The sequence below is a fragment of the Curtobacterium sp. MCSS17_016 genome (assembly GCF_003234255.2).
Classification (GTDB): domain Bacteria; phylum Actinomycetota; class Actinomycetes; order Actinomycetales; family Microbacteriaceae; genus Curtobacterium; species Curtobacterium flaccumfaciens.
The window spans coordinates 413,851-426,582 of record NZ_CP126254.1; the positions used below are offsets into that span (position 1 = coordinate 413,851).

Here is a 12,732-nt window from a genome sequence, read left to right on the forward strand (position 1 = left end):
CGGATAGCCTGGGCGGGATGAGGAAGCGCGGTGGAACGGTGCTCGTGTTGGTGGCGATCGGGGTCCTGGCGGGCGTCCTGTCCGGGCTGTTCGGCGTCGGTGGTGGGGTCATCGTGGTGCCGGCGCTCATGGCCTTCGCACAGATGGACCAGCGTCGGGCCTCGGCCACATCGCTCGTGGCGATCGCCCCCGCGGCCGTCGTCGGCGCGGTCACCTACGCCGTGCAGGGCGAGGTGCACTGGCTCGCGGCCCTGACCCTGGCGGTCGGGAGCGTCATCGGCGCCCCGATCGGTGCCCGGCTGCTCCGTGCCCTGCCGCTCCGCGCGCTGCCGTGGATCTTCGTCGGGTTCATCGCCGTCGTGCTCGTGTCGCTGTTCACCACGGTGCCGACCCGCGGTGGCGAGGTGCACTTCGGCGTCGTCGAGGCGGTCGTCCTGCTGCTGCTCGGGCTGCTGTCCGGGGTGCTGTCCGGGCTCGTCGGCGTCGGAGGCGGGGTCGTCATCGTGCCGGGGCTCGAGGTCGTGCTCGGTGCCGGTGACCTGCTGGCGAAGGGCACGTCGCTGCTCACGATGGTGCCGACGTCGGTGTCCGGGACGGTCGCGAACCTCCGGCGTCGCGCGGTCGACCTGCGGGTCGGGCTGACGGTCGGCATCACCGCCGCGGTGTGCTCGCCGGGTGGTGCCGTGCTGGCGCGGCTGGTCGACCCGCAGATGGGCACCTGGTTGTTCGCGGCGTTCCTGGTGGTCGTCGCGGTCATCGTGCTCAGCCGCGGACGTCGGAGGGCACCACAGAGCGACGCGAGCGAGGGGGAGGTCGCGTGACGGGCCTCCCAGCAGGGCGCGACGCTGAGGCCGTGCTGGCGGCGTTCGCCCGCACCACCGGTGACGTCGCCGCGGCCCGGAGGGTCGCGCGGCAGTTCCACGACCTCGACGAGGGCGAGCGTTCGGCGCTGCTCTGGAGCGAGGACGACGGCGCGAAGCTCGTCGCCGTCCTGCTGCTCGTGCAGGCGATGCGGGCGCACCCCGACCCGGAGCTCACCGACGAGTACCTGTCGGTGGCGAAGGCCGAGCGGTTCGAGGACCCGGTGCTCGTCGACCTGGCGGCCGAGGAACTCGTCGGCGCACCGTTGCTGGGCGCTTCGACCGGCCCGCTGTTCGCGCTGGCGAAGTCCGACGTCGCGATGGTCCGGCGGATCGCGGTCGTGGCGACCCTGGCGTTCGTGAAGCAGGGCGACGCCGAGGTGCCACTCGGGATCGCCGGCCGCCTGGTGCGGGAGCGCAGCGAGACGGTGCAGTCGGCGCTCGGGTTGGTCCTGCGCGAGACGGGGAAGCGGGCGTCCGAGGCGGCGCTCGTGGCGTTCCTCGAGCAGAGTGGCCGGTTCCTCAGCCCGGCGGCTCGCCGGACGGCGACCGAGCACCTGCCGCCGGCGGAGCGCGACCGCCTGCGGGGCTGACGGCGCTCGCGGTCGTGCGGGAGGCGTTGCTCGCCCTGGCAGAACCCGCCTGAGGCGACGGCCGGGAGGCCCGATGCGGGTCCGCCCGCTGCTGAGCCCCAGCGCGCACCGGCCCCACCGCCATGCCGGTCCGACGCCTAGGCTGCGGGCATGCACACCGAGGTGCCCCGGATCGACGCCGGACTCGTCGAACGACTCGTCGCGGAGCAGTTCCCCGACTGGGCCGACCTGCCCGTGCGCGAGGTCGACCACCAGGGCTGGGACAACCGCACCTACCGGCTCGGGGACGCCCTGTCGGTCCGACTGCCGAGCGCGGCCGGCTACGTGCCCGCGGTCGAGAAGGAGCAGGACGTCCTGCCGTACCTCGCCCGGCGGCTGGACGTCGCCGTCCCGGAGCCCGTGGCGCTCGGGGAACCGGGCCAGGGGTACCCGTTCCCGTGGTCGGTGCGGCGGTGGCTCGACGGGGTGCCCGCCGTGCAGGTCGACGACCTCGACCACGAGCGCTTCGCTGCCGAGGTCGGTGCCGTGCTCCGGCAGCTCCGGAGCGTCCCGGCGACGGGCGGCCCCACCGCCGGCGCGCACTCGTTCCACCGGGGGGAGCACCCGTCCGTGTACGACGCCGAGGTGCGGACGGCGCTCGACACGCTCGGCGGCGGCGGCAGCAGCAGCGGCAGGACCGGCGGCGCCGTCGTCGACCGCGGCGCGTGCGAAGCGGTCTGGGCCGAGGCCCTCGCCAGCCGCTGGGACGGGCCGGCCGTCTGGTTCCACGGAGACGTCGCCCCGGGCAACCTGCTCGTCGACGACACCGGGCGGCTGTGCGCGGTGATCGACTTCGGCACGTGCGGCGTGGGCGACCCGGCGTGCGACCTCGTGCTCGCGTGGACGATGCTGGACGGCCCGGCGCGACGGGTGTTCCGGCAGGCGGTCGACCTGGACGACGACACATGGACGCGCGCCCGGGGCTGGGCGCTGTGGAAGGCGCTCATCATGCTCGCCGGCAGTGCCGGACCGGGTGGTCGCGACGAGCACGAGCGGGTCCTCGCAGCCGTCCTCGCCTGAGGTCGCGACCACCGCTGCCCACCCGCGCCGACGTCCGCGAGGGGGACGCGGGGCTGGGAGCGTCCACGGGGCGGGCGCGTACCGAGGAGGGGAACGCGAGTCGTGCCTCCAGGCAGGCTCGAAGCGACCACGAGAGGAACGCAACGTGCGCGCACTGACCTACCAGGGCACCGAGAAGGTGTCCGTCGAGACCGTCCCCGACCCGACCATCCAGGAGCCGACCGACGCGATCGTGCGGATCACCTCCACGGCGATCTGCGGCTCCGACCTGCACCTGTACCGCGTGCTCGGCCCGTACATCGACCGCGGCGACGTCCTCGGCCACGAGCCGATGGGCATCGTGGAAGAGATCGGATCCGGCGTCACGAACCTGAAGGTCGGCGACCGTGTCGTCATCCCCTTCAACATCTCCTGCGGCCACTGCTGGATGTGCCAGCACGGCCTGCAGTCGCAGTGCGAGACCACCCAGGTGACCGAGTACGGCACCGGTGCCTCGCTGTTCGGCTACACGAAGATGTACGGCCAGGTCCCGGGTGGCCAGGCGGAGTACCTGCGCGTGCCGCACGCCGACTACGGCCCCATCGTCGTGCCGGACGACGGCACCCCCGACGACCGCTGGCTGTTCCTGAGCGACATCCTGCCGACCGCGTGGCAGGCGGTGCAGTACGCCCAGGTGCCCGAGGGTGGCACGCTCGCCGTGCTCGGCCTCGGCCCGGTCGGCCAGTTCGCCGCCCGCATCGGCAAGCACCTCGGCTACCGCGTGCTCGCCGTCGACCCCGAGCAGGTCCGCCGTGACCTCGGGGCGAAGCACGGTGCCGAGGTGTTCGACCTGACGAAGGACCTGGTGCCCGAGCTCGTCGACCTGACCGACGGCCGTGGCCCCGACGGGGTCGTCGACGCCGTCGGCATGGAGGCCCACGGCAACCCGATGGCGGGCTTCGCCCAGCGCGCCGCCGGCCTGCTGCCCGACAAGCTCGCGCAGAAGGCGATCGAGACCGCCGGCGTCGACCGGCTGGCCGCCGTGCACGCGGCGATCGACCTGGTCCGTCGCGGCGGCACCGTCTCGCTGAGCGGTGTCTACGGCGGCATGGCCGACCCGATGCCGATGATGACGCTGTTCGACAAGCAGATCACCATCCGCGAGGGCCAGTGCAACGTGAAGCGCTGGATCGACGACATCATGCCGCTCGTCTCCGACCCGTCGGACCCGCTCGGCACGCTCGACCTGACCACCCACCGCGTCTCGCTCGAGGATGCCCCGCACATGTACGAGGTCTTCCAGAAGAAGCAGGACGACTGCGTCAAGGTCGTGCTCGACCCCGCGATGGCCGCGGCCTGATGCGCATCGTCGTCGTCGGCGCGACCGGCAACGTGGGGACGGCGGTGCTCCGTCGGCTCGCGGCCGTGCGCGCCGACGACGACGGTGACACCGGCCGTCACGCCGCCGGTGACGTCGCGCGTGACGCTGCCGGCGTCCAGATCGTCGGTGTCGCCCGGCGGCTGCCGGACCTGCGCGCGGAGCCGTACGCCGCCGCCGTCTGGCACGCCGTGGACGTCGGCGCCGCGGACGCCGTGGACCAGCTCACGGCCGTGTTCCAGGGCGCCGACGCCGTCGTCCACCTGGCGTGGGCGCTCCAGCCGACGCACGACATCCCCGCGCAGCACCGCACGAACGTGACCGGGACGGCGAACGTCCTGGCGGCCGTCGCGCGCGCCGAGGTGCCCCAGGTCGTCGTCGCGTCGTCGGTCGGTGCCTACCGCGGAGTGGACGTCGACGGCAAGCGCACCCCTGTGGACGAGAGCTGGCCGACGGACGGCATCCCGACGGCGACGTACTCGATCCACAAGGCCGCCAACGAGGCCGCGATGGACGCGTTTGAGGCCGACCACCCCTCCGTGACCGTCACCCGGCTGCGCCCGGGACTGATCTTCCAGCGGGACGCCGCCGCCGAGATCCGCGGGCTGTTCCTCGGACACCTCGTACCGATGTCGATCGTGCGGTGGATCCGCTGGCTCGTGCTGCCGCTGCCGTACCCGTTCGTGTTCCAGGCCGTGCACGCCGACGACGTCGCCGACGCCTACTGGCGCGCGGTCGACCGACGGGCAGCGGGGGCGTTCAACATCGCCGCGTCGCCCGTGCTCAACCCGCCGAGACTGGCGCGCGCCTTCGGCATGCTCGGTGCCGTCCGGATCCCGCTGCGGTTGCTGCGCGGGGTCGTGACGGTGACGTGGCGGCTGCGGTTGCAGCCGACGGACGCCGGGTGGATCGACATCGCCGCCGGCGTGCCGATCATGCGGACCGACCGTGCCCGGTCGGTGCTCGGATGGGAGGCCCGACACACCTCCGAAGAAGCGTTGCGTGCACTCGTGGCCGGGTTCGCGGACGGTGCGAACGTTCCGGGGTCGGGGCCGCTGCGCGGCTGAGCGGGCTGGGGGAGGCCGGGGTGGTGCGTGGCGCGCTGGCTGGTGGGGCTCGCGCTGCCTGGGGTCGCGCTGCCTGGTCGAATCGGGCGTACCGGGTGATTTCGGGCGTACCGGGTCGAAAGTTCCGACCAGGTACGCCCGTTTCCACGTTCCATCGCGGGCGTTCTGGGAAGGAACGCCCGCTCGTGTTCCCCGTGTCGCGCTACGCTTCGCTCGTCGTTGTGAGAAGGGGGAGTGCGATGGTGCTCAGTTGGTCCGCGTTCAGTGAGCTCGAGGGTCCGGGGGAGTCGGGGATGCCCGACCTGTTCGACGGCTGGTTCGGCATCGCGTTCGGGGTCGTCGCCGCGTTGGCGATCCTCACGACCCTGACGATCGTCATCCTGTCGCTCTACCGCGGCAAGCGGATGGCCGACCGTGGTCAGAACCCGCTCACCATGCAGGAGGACATCGCGTACCAGGCGATGCAGAGCCGCACGTTCGCACCGGACAAGCCACTCGAACAGCGGCTCGCCGAACTCGACGACCTGCACGCCCGCGGCGTGATCTCCGACGAGGAGCACCGCAGCGCCCGAGCCGAAGCGCTGCGCGGACGATGATGGCCTCCGAAGAAGTGCAGAACCCCCTGATCCCGCCGGTCTACGACCTCGTCTGGACCCTGCTGATGGCACTCATCGTCATCGCGGTCATCGTCGCCGTGTGCATCGCGGTCGTCCGCAGTCGGCGCCCGCACGGTGCCCGTCGGAGCTCGCCGGAACAGCGGCTCCTCGAACTCGACGAGCTGCACGCCCGCGGGGTCATCACCGACGACGAGCGTCGAGCCGCGCGGGCCGAGGCCCTGCGCGGTTAGCCTGGTCGGGTGCTGCTGCCGACGGACCTGCTCGGGGCGTGGGACCTGCACCGCACCGTGCACGACCACCGCGCCGGTGCCACGGGGACCGTCACCGGGACCACCACCCTGACCCGGGTCGGCGACGACGAGGTGCGCTGGGACGAGTCGGGCGTGATGACCTTCGACGGTCGGACGACGCCCGTGTCCCGGACCCTCGTCCTGCGGCGGACGAGTACCGGCGTGGCGCACCGCGCCGCCGGCGGCTGGACCGTGCACTTCTCCGACGGTCGCGTCTTCCACGACTGGGTCTGGGGCACGAGCGTCGCCCACGCCTGCACCCCGGACGACTACACGGGTGCCTTCGACGGCGACGAAGACCGCTGGACGGTGCGGTGGGAAGCGCGCGGCCCGGCGAAGGACTACCGGCTGGACAGCATCCTCACCCGACCCCGGTCGTGACCCGGGGTCGGCGGTCACCGCCAGACTGGGGGCATGGCACGCTCCTCCGGCACCGACGCCCCGCGCATCACCCTGACCGAACCGACGAACCTCGAGGACTGGGCGCCAGCACCCGGTGACGTCCTGACGGGTGACCGCATCGAGGGCAAGCGCATCGACGTCCTCGACCTGGCCGGCGAGCGACTGCCCGACCTGGAGATCGAGGAGTGCGTCATCGACACGTTCCGGGGCGACGACGCGGACTTCCGTGGGCTCCGGGTCCGTGACTCGATCATCGACTCGCTCGACGCCCCGATCCTGCGGGCATCGAGCAGCACGTGGCGCGAGGTCCGGGTCTCCGGCGGTCGCGTCGGCTCGGCGGAGCTGTACGACTCCGGGCTGAACGGCGTCGAGTTCGTCGGCATGAAGTTCGGGTTCGTGAACCTGCGGGGCTCGACGATCACCGACGTGGTGTTCCGTGACTGCGTCATCGACGAGCTCGACATCGCCGACGCGAAGCTGCTGCGGGTGTCGTTCGACGGCAGCAGCATCCGCGCCGCCGAGGGGTCGAACACCCGCATCGACCACGTGGACCTGCGTGGAGCGGACCTCGATCGGGTCGAGCGGCTCGAGGGCTTCCGCGGGGCCACGATCGGGGCCGACCAGCTGTACACGCTCGCACCGCTGCTGGCCGCGCAGGCCGGCTACCGCGTCGACTGACCGAGCCCGGGTTTCGCGCTCACCGACACTCCACGCCCACCCGGCCCCGCGAACTGTCGCTCAGCGCGAAACTTCGGCCGCGCCGATGGCCGCACCGGCGCCCGCGCCCACCCCGGCCAGCGCCGCCGCCAGGTCGGCCTGCACCAGGTCGCCGTGCACCGCCGCGCCCGTCTGGGTGCCGGCCGCCGCCGACGCGATGACCGTCGCCATCGGGGCCGTCACGTTGCCGGCCGCGTAGACCCCACGAGCGGCGGTCTGCCCGGCGGCGTCCACGGTCAACGCCGTCGCGAACCGGTGGTCGCCCATGAACTGGTCGGTGGCGGCGAGGCCGAGCCCGGACAGGAAGCCCACCCGCGCCTCAGGCCGACTCGCCGTGGCCAGGGCATCGAGCTCGACGAAGGACCCGTCGCCGAGCCGGACCCCGGTCAGCCGGTCACCCTCGGAGACCACGGCGGCGAGGGGGCCCTCGATGACCGAGATGCCGCGGGCGGCCAAACCAGCCAGGGCGGTGTCGTCCATCAGGGCCCGATCGGTCAGGAACGCGGTCACCCGATCGCTCAGCGCCCGGAACATGAGCGCGTGGTGCGCGGCGTTCGGTGTCGTGACGAGGACCCCGATCCGCTGGTCGCGGATCTCCCACCCGTGGCAGAACGGGCAGTGCACGACCCCGCGCCCCCACTGCTCGGCCAGGCCCGGGACCTCCGGCAGGACGTCCACGGCGCCGGAGGCGACGACCAGCCTGCGTGCCGTGACGACCTCGCCCGAGTCCAGGGTGACCGAGAAGCCGACCGGGTCGTGACCGTCACCGGTCGTGGCGGACGTGGCCACGATCCTCCCGGCCGTGACCTGGACGCCGTAGGCGGCGACCTCGTCGCGACCGATGCGGACCAGCTCGGCGGGCGCGACGCCCTCGTGGCCGAGGTAGTTGTGCGCGCCGGCCGCCGGGGCGTTGCGGGGCTCGCCGGAGTCGACGACGAGCACTGAGCGCCGCGAACGGCCGAGGATGAGGGCGGCGGAGAGGCCGGCGGCCGAGCCGCCGATGACGATGACGTCGAAGTGTGCAGGCATGCGCTGATCATGCGGCGGTTCGAGCGTGAACAGCAACGAAGTTTGCCGGTGTGGCAACATGGCGGACATGGGACACGGCAACCAGGACACGACCGCCCCGCGCACGACGGCCGACGTCGTCGACGGGGTCGGCCCCCGCCTGCGCGCGCTGCGCGCCCACCGCGACGTGACGCTCGCGGCACTGTCCGAGCAGACGGGGGTCTCGGTGAGCACTCTGTCGCGGCTCGAGTCCGGTCAACGGAAGCCCACGCTGGAACTGCTGCTGCCCCTCGCGCGGGCGTACCAGGTGCCCCTCGACGACCTGGTCGGCGCACCGCAGACCGGCGACCCGCGCGTGCACATGAAGCCCGAGGTGCACGGCGGCAGCGTCGTCGTGCCGCTGACGAAGCGGACCGGCGGGGTGCGCTCCTTCAAGCAGCTGTTCCCGCCGAACACCCCGGGTGGGGAGCCGTCGCTCAAGACGCACGAGGGCTACGAGTGGCTCTACGTGCTGTCCGGACGGCTCCGGTTGGTGCTGGGGGAGCACGACCTCGACCTGGGCCCCGGAGAGGTCGCCGAGTTCGACACCCACACGCCCCACTGGATGGGCAACGTGACCGACTCCGTCACCGAGGTGCTGTGCCTGTACGGGCCGCAGGGTGAGCGGGCGCACGTGCGGTCCCGCCCCGCCCGGTGACCCCCTGCGTCAGTCCGTGAACACGTTCGCCACGACGTCGTCGAGCAGATCGGTCGTCTCGATGTTCGACTGCTGGATGTGGATGCCGAGGTCGCCCCGGGTGAAGTACGTGTCGCCGTCCGTGACCGGGTACTGCGAGTTCTTCGAGACCTTCTGGCACAGGTACCCGTCGGACTCGTCGCCGCAGTCGTAGCCCTTCGCGCTGAGCTGCTCGAGCGCGTCGCGGGCTGCGGCCGGATCGACTGCGTCGACCGCGATGGACAGGTACGAGATGTCGGCCTGCGGCTCCCGCCACACGCAGTACAGGCGCTTGCCGTCGCCCTGCAGCGCCGGGGTGAACGAGCTCTTCGGGATCGCGATCGGGTCGCCGACGACCGAGGGGTCGTTGAGCGGTGCCGATGCGAACGCCTTGTCCCACTTGCCAGGGGTGATCAGGTCGGTGCAGCTGGCCGGGACGGTGACGGTGTCGTCGCTCGGGGCCCCGGTGTCGGTGGGGCTCGGAGCGGTCGTGGTGTCGGTCGGGCTCGGCGCCGACGTCGGGTCGGCTGCGCTGGTCGCGGTGGCGCTCGCCGGTCCGGCCGGTCCGGCCTGGGCGCAGCCGGTCAGGGCGAGGCCCGCGGCCACCAGGGCAGCGAGCGTGATCGTGTGGCGCATGGTTCCCCTTCGTCCGGTCGCGTCAGGTCGTGACCGTCGCTCACGAACGTACCGACCGGGGGCCGCGGTGGCTGAGACCGTCACCGATTCGTTGTCCCCCGACCCCGTCGGTCAGCGGCTGCGCCACCACCGCCGCAACCGCGACTGCGATCGCAGCCGTCGCGCCCACCGGCGCACCGGGTTCGCCCGCCGGCCGTTCACGCGGAACGTGTGGAGGGCGCGTCGCGTCCGCACCCAGACGGACGGGAGGCCCGCCAACGGTCGCGCGGACACCTGCACGGTGAGCACGGGGTCGGCCACCACCCGCCAGGCCGGGTCGAGCTGCATGCTCAGGTCGACGTCGTCGTGCACCTCGGCGTCGTCGCGGTGGGCTCGCCCACCGACCGCGGCCCAGGTCGACCGACGCATCGCCATGGCGGACCCGAACAGCGGCGGGTGCCCGAGCGCGCTCCACATCAGGACGAAGTACGGGCCCATGTACACGGCGTTCCACAGTCGGCGCACCACGGCGCCACCGTTCCGCGGCCGGCCCGGACCGGTGACCGCGACGACCTCGGGGTCGGCCAACAACCGGACCGCGTCGGCGATCCAGGACGGCGGCGGGACGGAGTCGGCGTCGAGCCGCACGACGACGTCGCCGGACGCCCGGTCGTAGCCGCGCGCCGAGGCCCGGGCGATCCCGCGCACCGGCTCCGTGAGCACGACCGCACCGGCGTCCCGGGCGACCGCCGCGCTGTCGTCAGAGCTGCCGTTGTCGACCACGACGACCTCGTCGGCCGGCCGGGTCTGAGCTGCGAGGGCGGCGAGGCACCGGCGCAGGTGCACGGCATCGTCCCGCACGGGGATGACGACCGAGACACGGGGCATCCGTCGATCCAACCGGCTTCCACCTGTGCGGATTGCCGGACCGCGTTTCCCGGCATTCCTGGGTCCTGCCCCAGAGGGCAGCGCGCACCTTCGATGCGAAACGCCCCCGGTGCACGCCGGGGACGACGACAACCGGAAGGCCGACCATGACCACGAACCCACCCGGGAACGACTCCGGGACGCCCATCCACGACCGCACCGCAGCCTCCGAGGGCCACGAGGTCGCCCCCGGCGTGACCGTGCCGTCGTACGCCAGCGGTACCCCCGCCGCGCGACCCACCGACCCCGGTGCACCCCAGACCTACGACCCGTACGGCGACAGCGCCGCCGAGGTGCCGTTCGACGCACCCCTCGACGCCGTCCCGGCCGACGAGCAGCTCCCCGCCGTCCCGTCCGCGGCATCCGCCGGCAGCGTTGGTGGCTCCGGCAGCACCGGCAGCGGCTCCGGCTCCGGCAGTGACTCGGGCAGCGGCTCCGGCAAGGCCGACGCGGCCAAGGGTGCCGCGCAGGACGTCGCCGGCGACGCCAAGGAGAAGGCCGCGAACGTCGCGGGCACCGCCAAGGAGCAGGCGTCGAAGGTTGCCTCCGAGGCGACCGACCATGCCAAGCAGCTCTACGGCCAGGCGTCCGAGAACCTCAAGCAGCAGGCCGGCGAGCAGCAGCAGCGCGCTGCCGGCGGACTCCGCTCCCTCGGCGAGCAGCTCGGTCGCATGGCCGAGAACGACGACGAGCAGGGCGTCGCCTCGAAGGTCGTCCGCGACCTGTCGGGCCGCGCGACCTCGGCCGCCGGGTTCCTCGAGAACCGCGACCCGGGCTCGCTGCTCGACGAGGTGAAGACCTTCGCCGCGAAGCGCCCCGGCACGTTCATCGCGATCGCCGCCGGTGCTGGCCTGCTCGCCGGACGCCTGACCAAGGCGCTCGCGACCGAGGTCAAGCACGAGAAGGAGGCCGGCGACGGCACCACCGGATCGGGGAGTGGCGTATGAGCCAGTCCGTCCCCGGCGCGACACCCCTGGGTGAACCGACGCCCGAGGAGCGCGCCGCGACCACACCGCTCGGTGAGCTGCTGTCCGACGTGTCGCGTGACCTCTCCAGTCTGTTCCGGCAGGAGGTCGCCCTCGCGAAGGCCGAGCTGACCGACTCCGCGAAGAAGGCCGGCAAGGCGGGCGGGATGTTCGGCGGCGCTGGACTCACCGCCGTGTTCGCCCTGCTGTTCCTGTCGATCGCCGCGTGGTGGGGCCTCGGTTACCTGATCGGCAACGCCTGGTCCGCCCTGATCATCGCGGTCGTCTACGCGATCGTCGCCGCGATCCTGGCCGTCCGCGGGCGCAAGGAGATCAAGGAGATCAAGGGCGCCCCGCAGACGGTCGAGACCGCCAAGGAAGTCCCCGAGACACTCAAGCCCAACACCGGGAGGAAGCCATGAGCACCCCAGACGAGATCCGCGCCGACATCGAGCGCACCCGCGGCGAACTCGGCTCCGACGTCGACGCCCTCGCCGACAAGGTCAGCCCGTCGTCCATCGCCCACCGCCAGAGTGAGAAGGTGAAGGGCCGGTTCCAGGACGTCCGTGAGTCCGTGATGGGCGCGGCCCAGTCGGCCCGCTCGAGCGCCTCCGGTTCCGCCTCGGGCGCGACCGGCCAGGCGAAGGACGTCGCGCAGAAGGGCGTCGAGAAGGCGAAGGGCAACCCCCTGGCCGTCGGCCTCATCGCGTTCGGTGCCGGTTGGCTCGTGTCGTCGCTCCTGCCGACCACCGAGAAGGAAGAAGAGCTCGCCGGTGAGCTGAAGGACAAGGCTGCACCGCTCGTCGACGAGGTCAAGGAGCAGGCGAAGGACGTCGGCTCGCAGCTCGGCGACGTGGCGAAGGAGCACGCGCAGGACCTCAAGGGGACCGCGCAGGACGCCGCGCAGGCGGTCAAGGGCGAGGCGCAGGGGGCCGCGTCCGACGTCAAGGACAACGCGCAGGGTGCGGCGGACGACGTCCGCAGCAGCTGAGCGGAACCCCGTCACGGACAGGAGGCGCGGTGCCAGCTGGCACCGCGCCTCCTGTCCGTGACGCGGTAGCGTTCCGGGCATGGACCCGATCGACGAGCTCGCTGCGGAGCTCCGACAGTCCATCGGCCGGGTGGTGCGTGCCGCACGACGTGAGGCGGACGCGCTGCCGGCCACGCACACCACCACCCTCGGGTTCCTGCACCGCGAGGGCCCGATGACGATCGCGGAACTCGCGCGCCGCCGCGGGGTGAAGCACCAGGGGCAGTCCCGCACGGTCGGCGAACTGGCCGAACTCGGGTACGTCGACCGGACGGCGTCGGACACCGACCGCCGAGCGTCGGTCATCCGGATCACGGACGCCGGCCGGGCCGCACTGCAGCGCGACACGGACGCCCGCACGGACTGGCTGGCCGATGCGATCCGCGAGGAGACCGACGCCGAGGAGCGTGCGCTGCTGCGCCGACTGCCCGAGCTGTTCGAGCGGGTCGCGCGCCGGGCTGACTGAACGACTCCTCACCTCCTGGGCGATCGCAGAAGTACAACACGGCT

17 protein-coding genes are annotated in these 12,732 nt (G+C 72.7%); 14 read left to right on the top strand and 3 right to left on the bottom strand.

Features of this window, described 5'->3' with window-relative positions:
- Positions 1-17: 17 nt before the first annotated feature.
- From DEJ19_RS02065 to DEJ19_RS02105, 9 genes are all read left to right on the top strand, one after another.
- Complete coding sequence (locus DEJ19_RS02065) at positions 18-821, top strand: sulfite exporter TauE/SafE family protein (protein ID WP_111233613.1); 804 nt, start codon at positions 18-20, stop codon at positions 819-821.
- Positions 818-1,453, top strand: a complete 636-nt coding sequence (locus DEJ19_RS02070; protein ID WP_181441568.1) for a DNA alkylation repair protein — start codon at positions 818-820, stop codon at positions 1,451-1,453. The genes DEJ19_RS02065 and DEJ19_RS02070 overlap by 4 nt, the downstream gene beginning before the upstream one ends.
- A 150-nt stretch (positions 1,454-1,603) precedes the next feature.
- A complete protein-coding gene (locus DEJ19_RS02075) occupies positions 1,604-2,512 on the top strand; it encodes an aminoglycoside phosphotransferase family protein (protein WP_111233615.1) in 909 nt (302 codons plus the stop codon).
- 145 nt (positions 2,513-2,657) lie between these two features.
- On the top strand, positions 2,658-3,851 hold the full coding sequence (locus DEJ19_RS02080; protein ID WP_110865531.1) for a zinc-dependent alcohol dehydrogenase: 1,194 nt from the start codon (positions 2,658-2,660) through the stop codon (positions 3,849-3,851).
- Complete coding sequence (locus DEJ19_RS02085; RefSeq protein WP_111233616.1) at positions 3,851-4,936, top strand: NAD-dependent epimerase/dehydratase family protein; 1,086 nt, start codon at positions 3,851-3,853, stop codon at positions 4,934-4,936. The genes DEJ19_RS02080 and DEJ19_RS02085 overlap by 1 nt, the downstream gene beginning before the upstream one ends.
- Positions 4,937-5,175: 239 nt before the next feature.
- On the top strand, positions 5,176-5,532 hold the full coding sequence (locus tag DEJ19_RS02090) for an SHOCT domain-containing protein (RefSeq protein ID WP_111101232.1): 357 nt from the start codon (positions 5,176-5,178) through the stop codon (positions 5,530-5,532).
- On the top strand, positions 5,532-5,783 hold the full coding sequence (locus DEJ19_RS02095; RefSeq protein WP_111024922.1) for a hypothetical protein: 252 nt from the start codon (positions 5,532-5,534) through the stop codon (positions 5,781-5,783). Before DEJ19_RS02090 ends, DEJ19_RS02095 begins: the two co-directional genes overlap by 1 nt.
- A 9-nt stretch (positions 5,784-5,792) precedes the next feature.
- Positions 5,793-6,224 carry a DUF6314 family protein gene (locus DEJ19_RS02100; RefSeq protein WP_111233617.1) on the top strand — a complete coding sequence of 144 codons (432 nt, stop codon included), beginning with the start codon at positions 5,793-5,795 and terminating at the stop codon, positions 6,222-6,224.
- Between the two features lie 33 nt (positions 6,225-6,257).
- Entirely contained in the window at positions 6,258-6,923 is a 666-nt protein-coding gene (locus tag DEJ19_RS02105) for a pentapeptide repeat-containing protein (protein ID WP_111024920.1), read from the top strand.
- A gap of 60 nt (positions 6,924-6,983) precedes the next feature.
- Here the strand turns inward: DEJ19_RS02105 and DEJ19_RS02110 are convergent, their stop codons facing one another.
- Positions 6,984-7,991, bottom strand: coding sequence for an NAD(P)/FAD-dependent oxidoreductase (locus DEJ19_RS02110; RefSeq protein WP_111233618.1), 1,008 nt, complete (start codon positions 7,989-7,991; stop codon positions 6,984-6,986).
- A 58-nt stretch (positions 7,992-8,049) separates the two neighbouring features.
- Here DEJ19_RS02110 and DEJ19_RS02115 point away from each other — a divergent pair, with 58 nt between their 5' ends.
- Positions 8,050-8,667, top strand: a complete 618-nt coding sequence (locus tag DEJ19_RS02115; RefSeq protein WP_111233619.1) for a helix-turn-helix domain-containing protein — start codon at positions 8,050-8,052, stop codon at positions 8,665-8,667.
- Positions 8,668-8,676: 9 nt separating this feature from the next.
- Here the strand turns inward: DEJ19_RS02115 and DEJ19_RS02120 are convergent, their stop codons facing one another.
- Together DEJ19_RS02120 and DEJ19_RS02125 are read right to left on the bottom strand one after the other, a co-directional pair.
- Entirely contained in the window at positions 8,677-9,321 is a 645-nt protein-coding gene (locus DEJ19_RS02120) for a hypothetical protein (protein ID WP_111233620.1), read from the bottom strand.
- Positions 9,322-9,432: 111 nt separating this feature from the next.
- Positions 9,433-10,188, bottom strand: a complete 756-nt coding sequence (locus DEJ19_RS02125) for a glycosyltransferase family 2 protein (protein WP_111233621.1) — start codon at positions 10,186-10,188, stop codon at positions 9,433-9,435.
- 146 nt (positions 10,189-10,334) lie between these two features.
- Between DEJ19_RS02125 and DEJ19_RS02130 the strand changes: the two genes are divergently transcribed.
- From DEJ19_RS02130 to DEJ19_RS02145, 4 genes are all read left to right on the top strand, one after another.
- Positions 10,335-11,174 (top strand): hypothetical protein, encoded by an 840-nt coding sequence (locus DEJ19_RS02130; RefSeq protein WP_111094333.1) that lies wholly within the window; start codon positions 10,335-10,337, stop codon positions 11,172-11,174.
- On the top strand, positions 11,171-11,614 hold the full coding sequence (locus tag DEJ19_RS02135) for a phage holin family protein (protein WP_051597109.1): 444 nt from the start codon (positions 11,171-11,173) through the stop codon (positions 11,612-11,614). The genes DEJ19_RS02130 and DEJ19_RS02135 overlap by 4 nt, the downstream gene beginning before the upstream one ends.
- A complete protein-coding gene (locus DEJ19_RS02140; protein ID WP_027467152.1) occupies positions 11,611-12,183 on the top strand; it encodes a DUF3618 domain-containing protein in 573 nt (190 codons plus the stop codon). The genes DEJ19_RS02135 and DEJ19_RS02140 overlap by 4 nt, the downstream gene beginning before the upstream one ends.
- Before the next feature lie 79 nt (positions 12,184-12,262).
- Positions 12,263-12,688 (top strand): MarR family winged helix-turn-helix transcriptional regulator, encoded by a 426-nt coding sequence (locus tag DEJ19_RS02145; RefSeq protein ID WP_027467151.1) that lies wholly within the window; start codon positions 12,263-12,265, stop codon positions 12,686-12,688.
- The last annotated feature ends 44 nt before the right edge of the window (positions 12,689-12,732 follow it).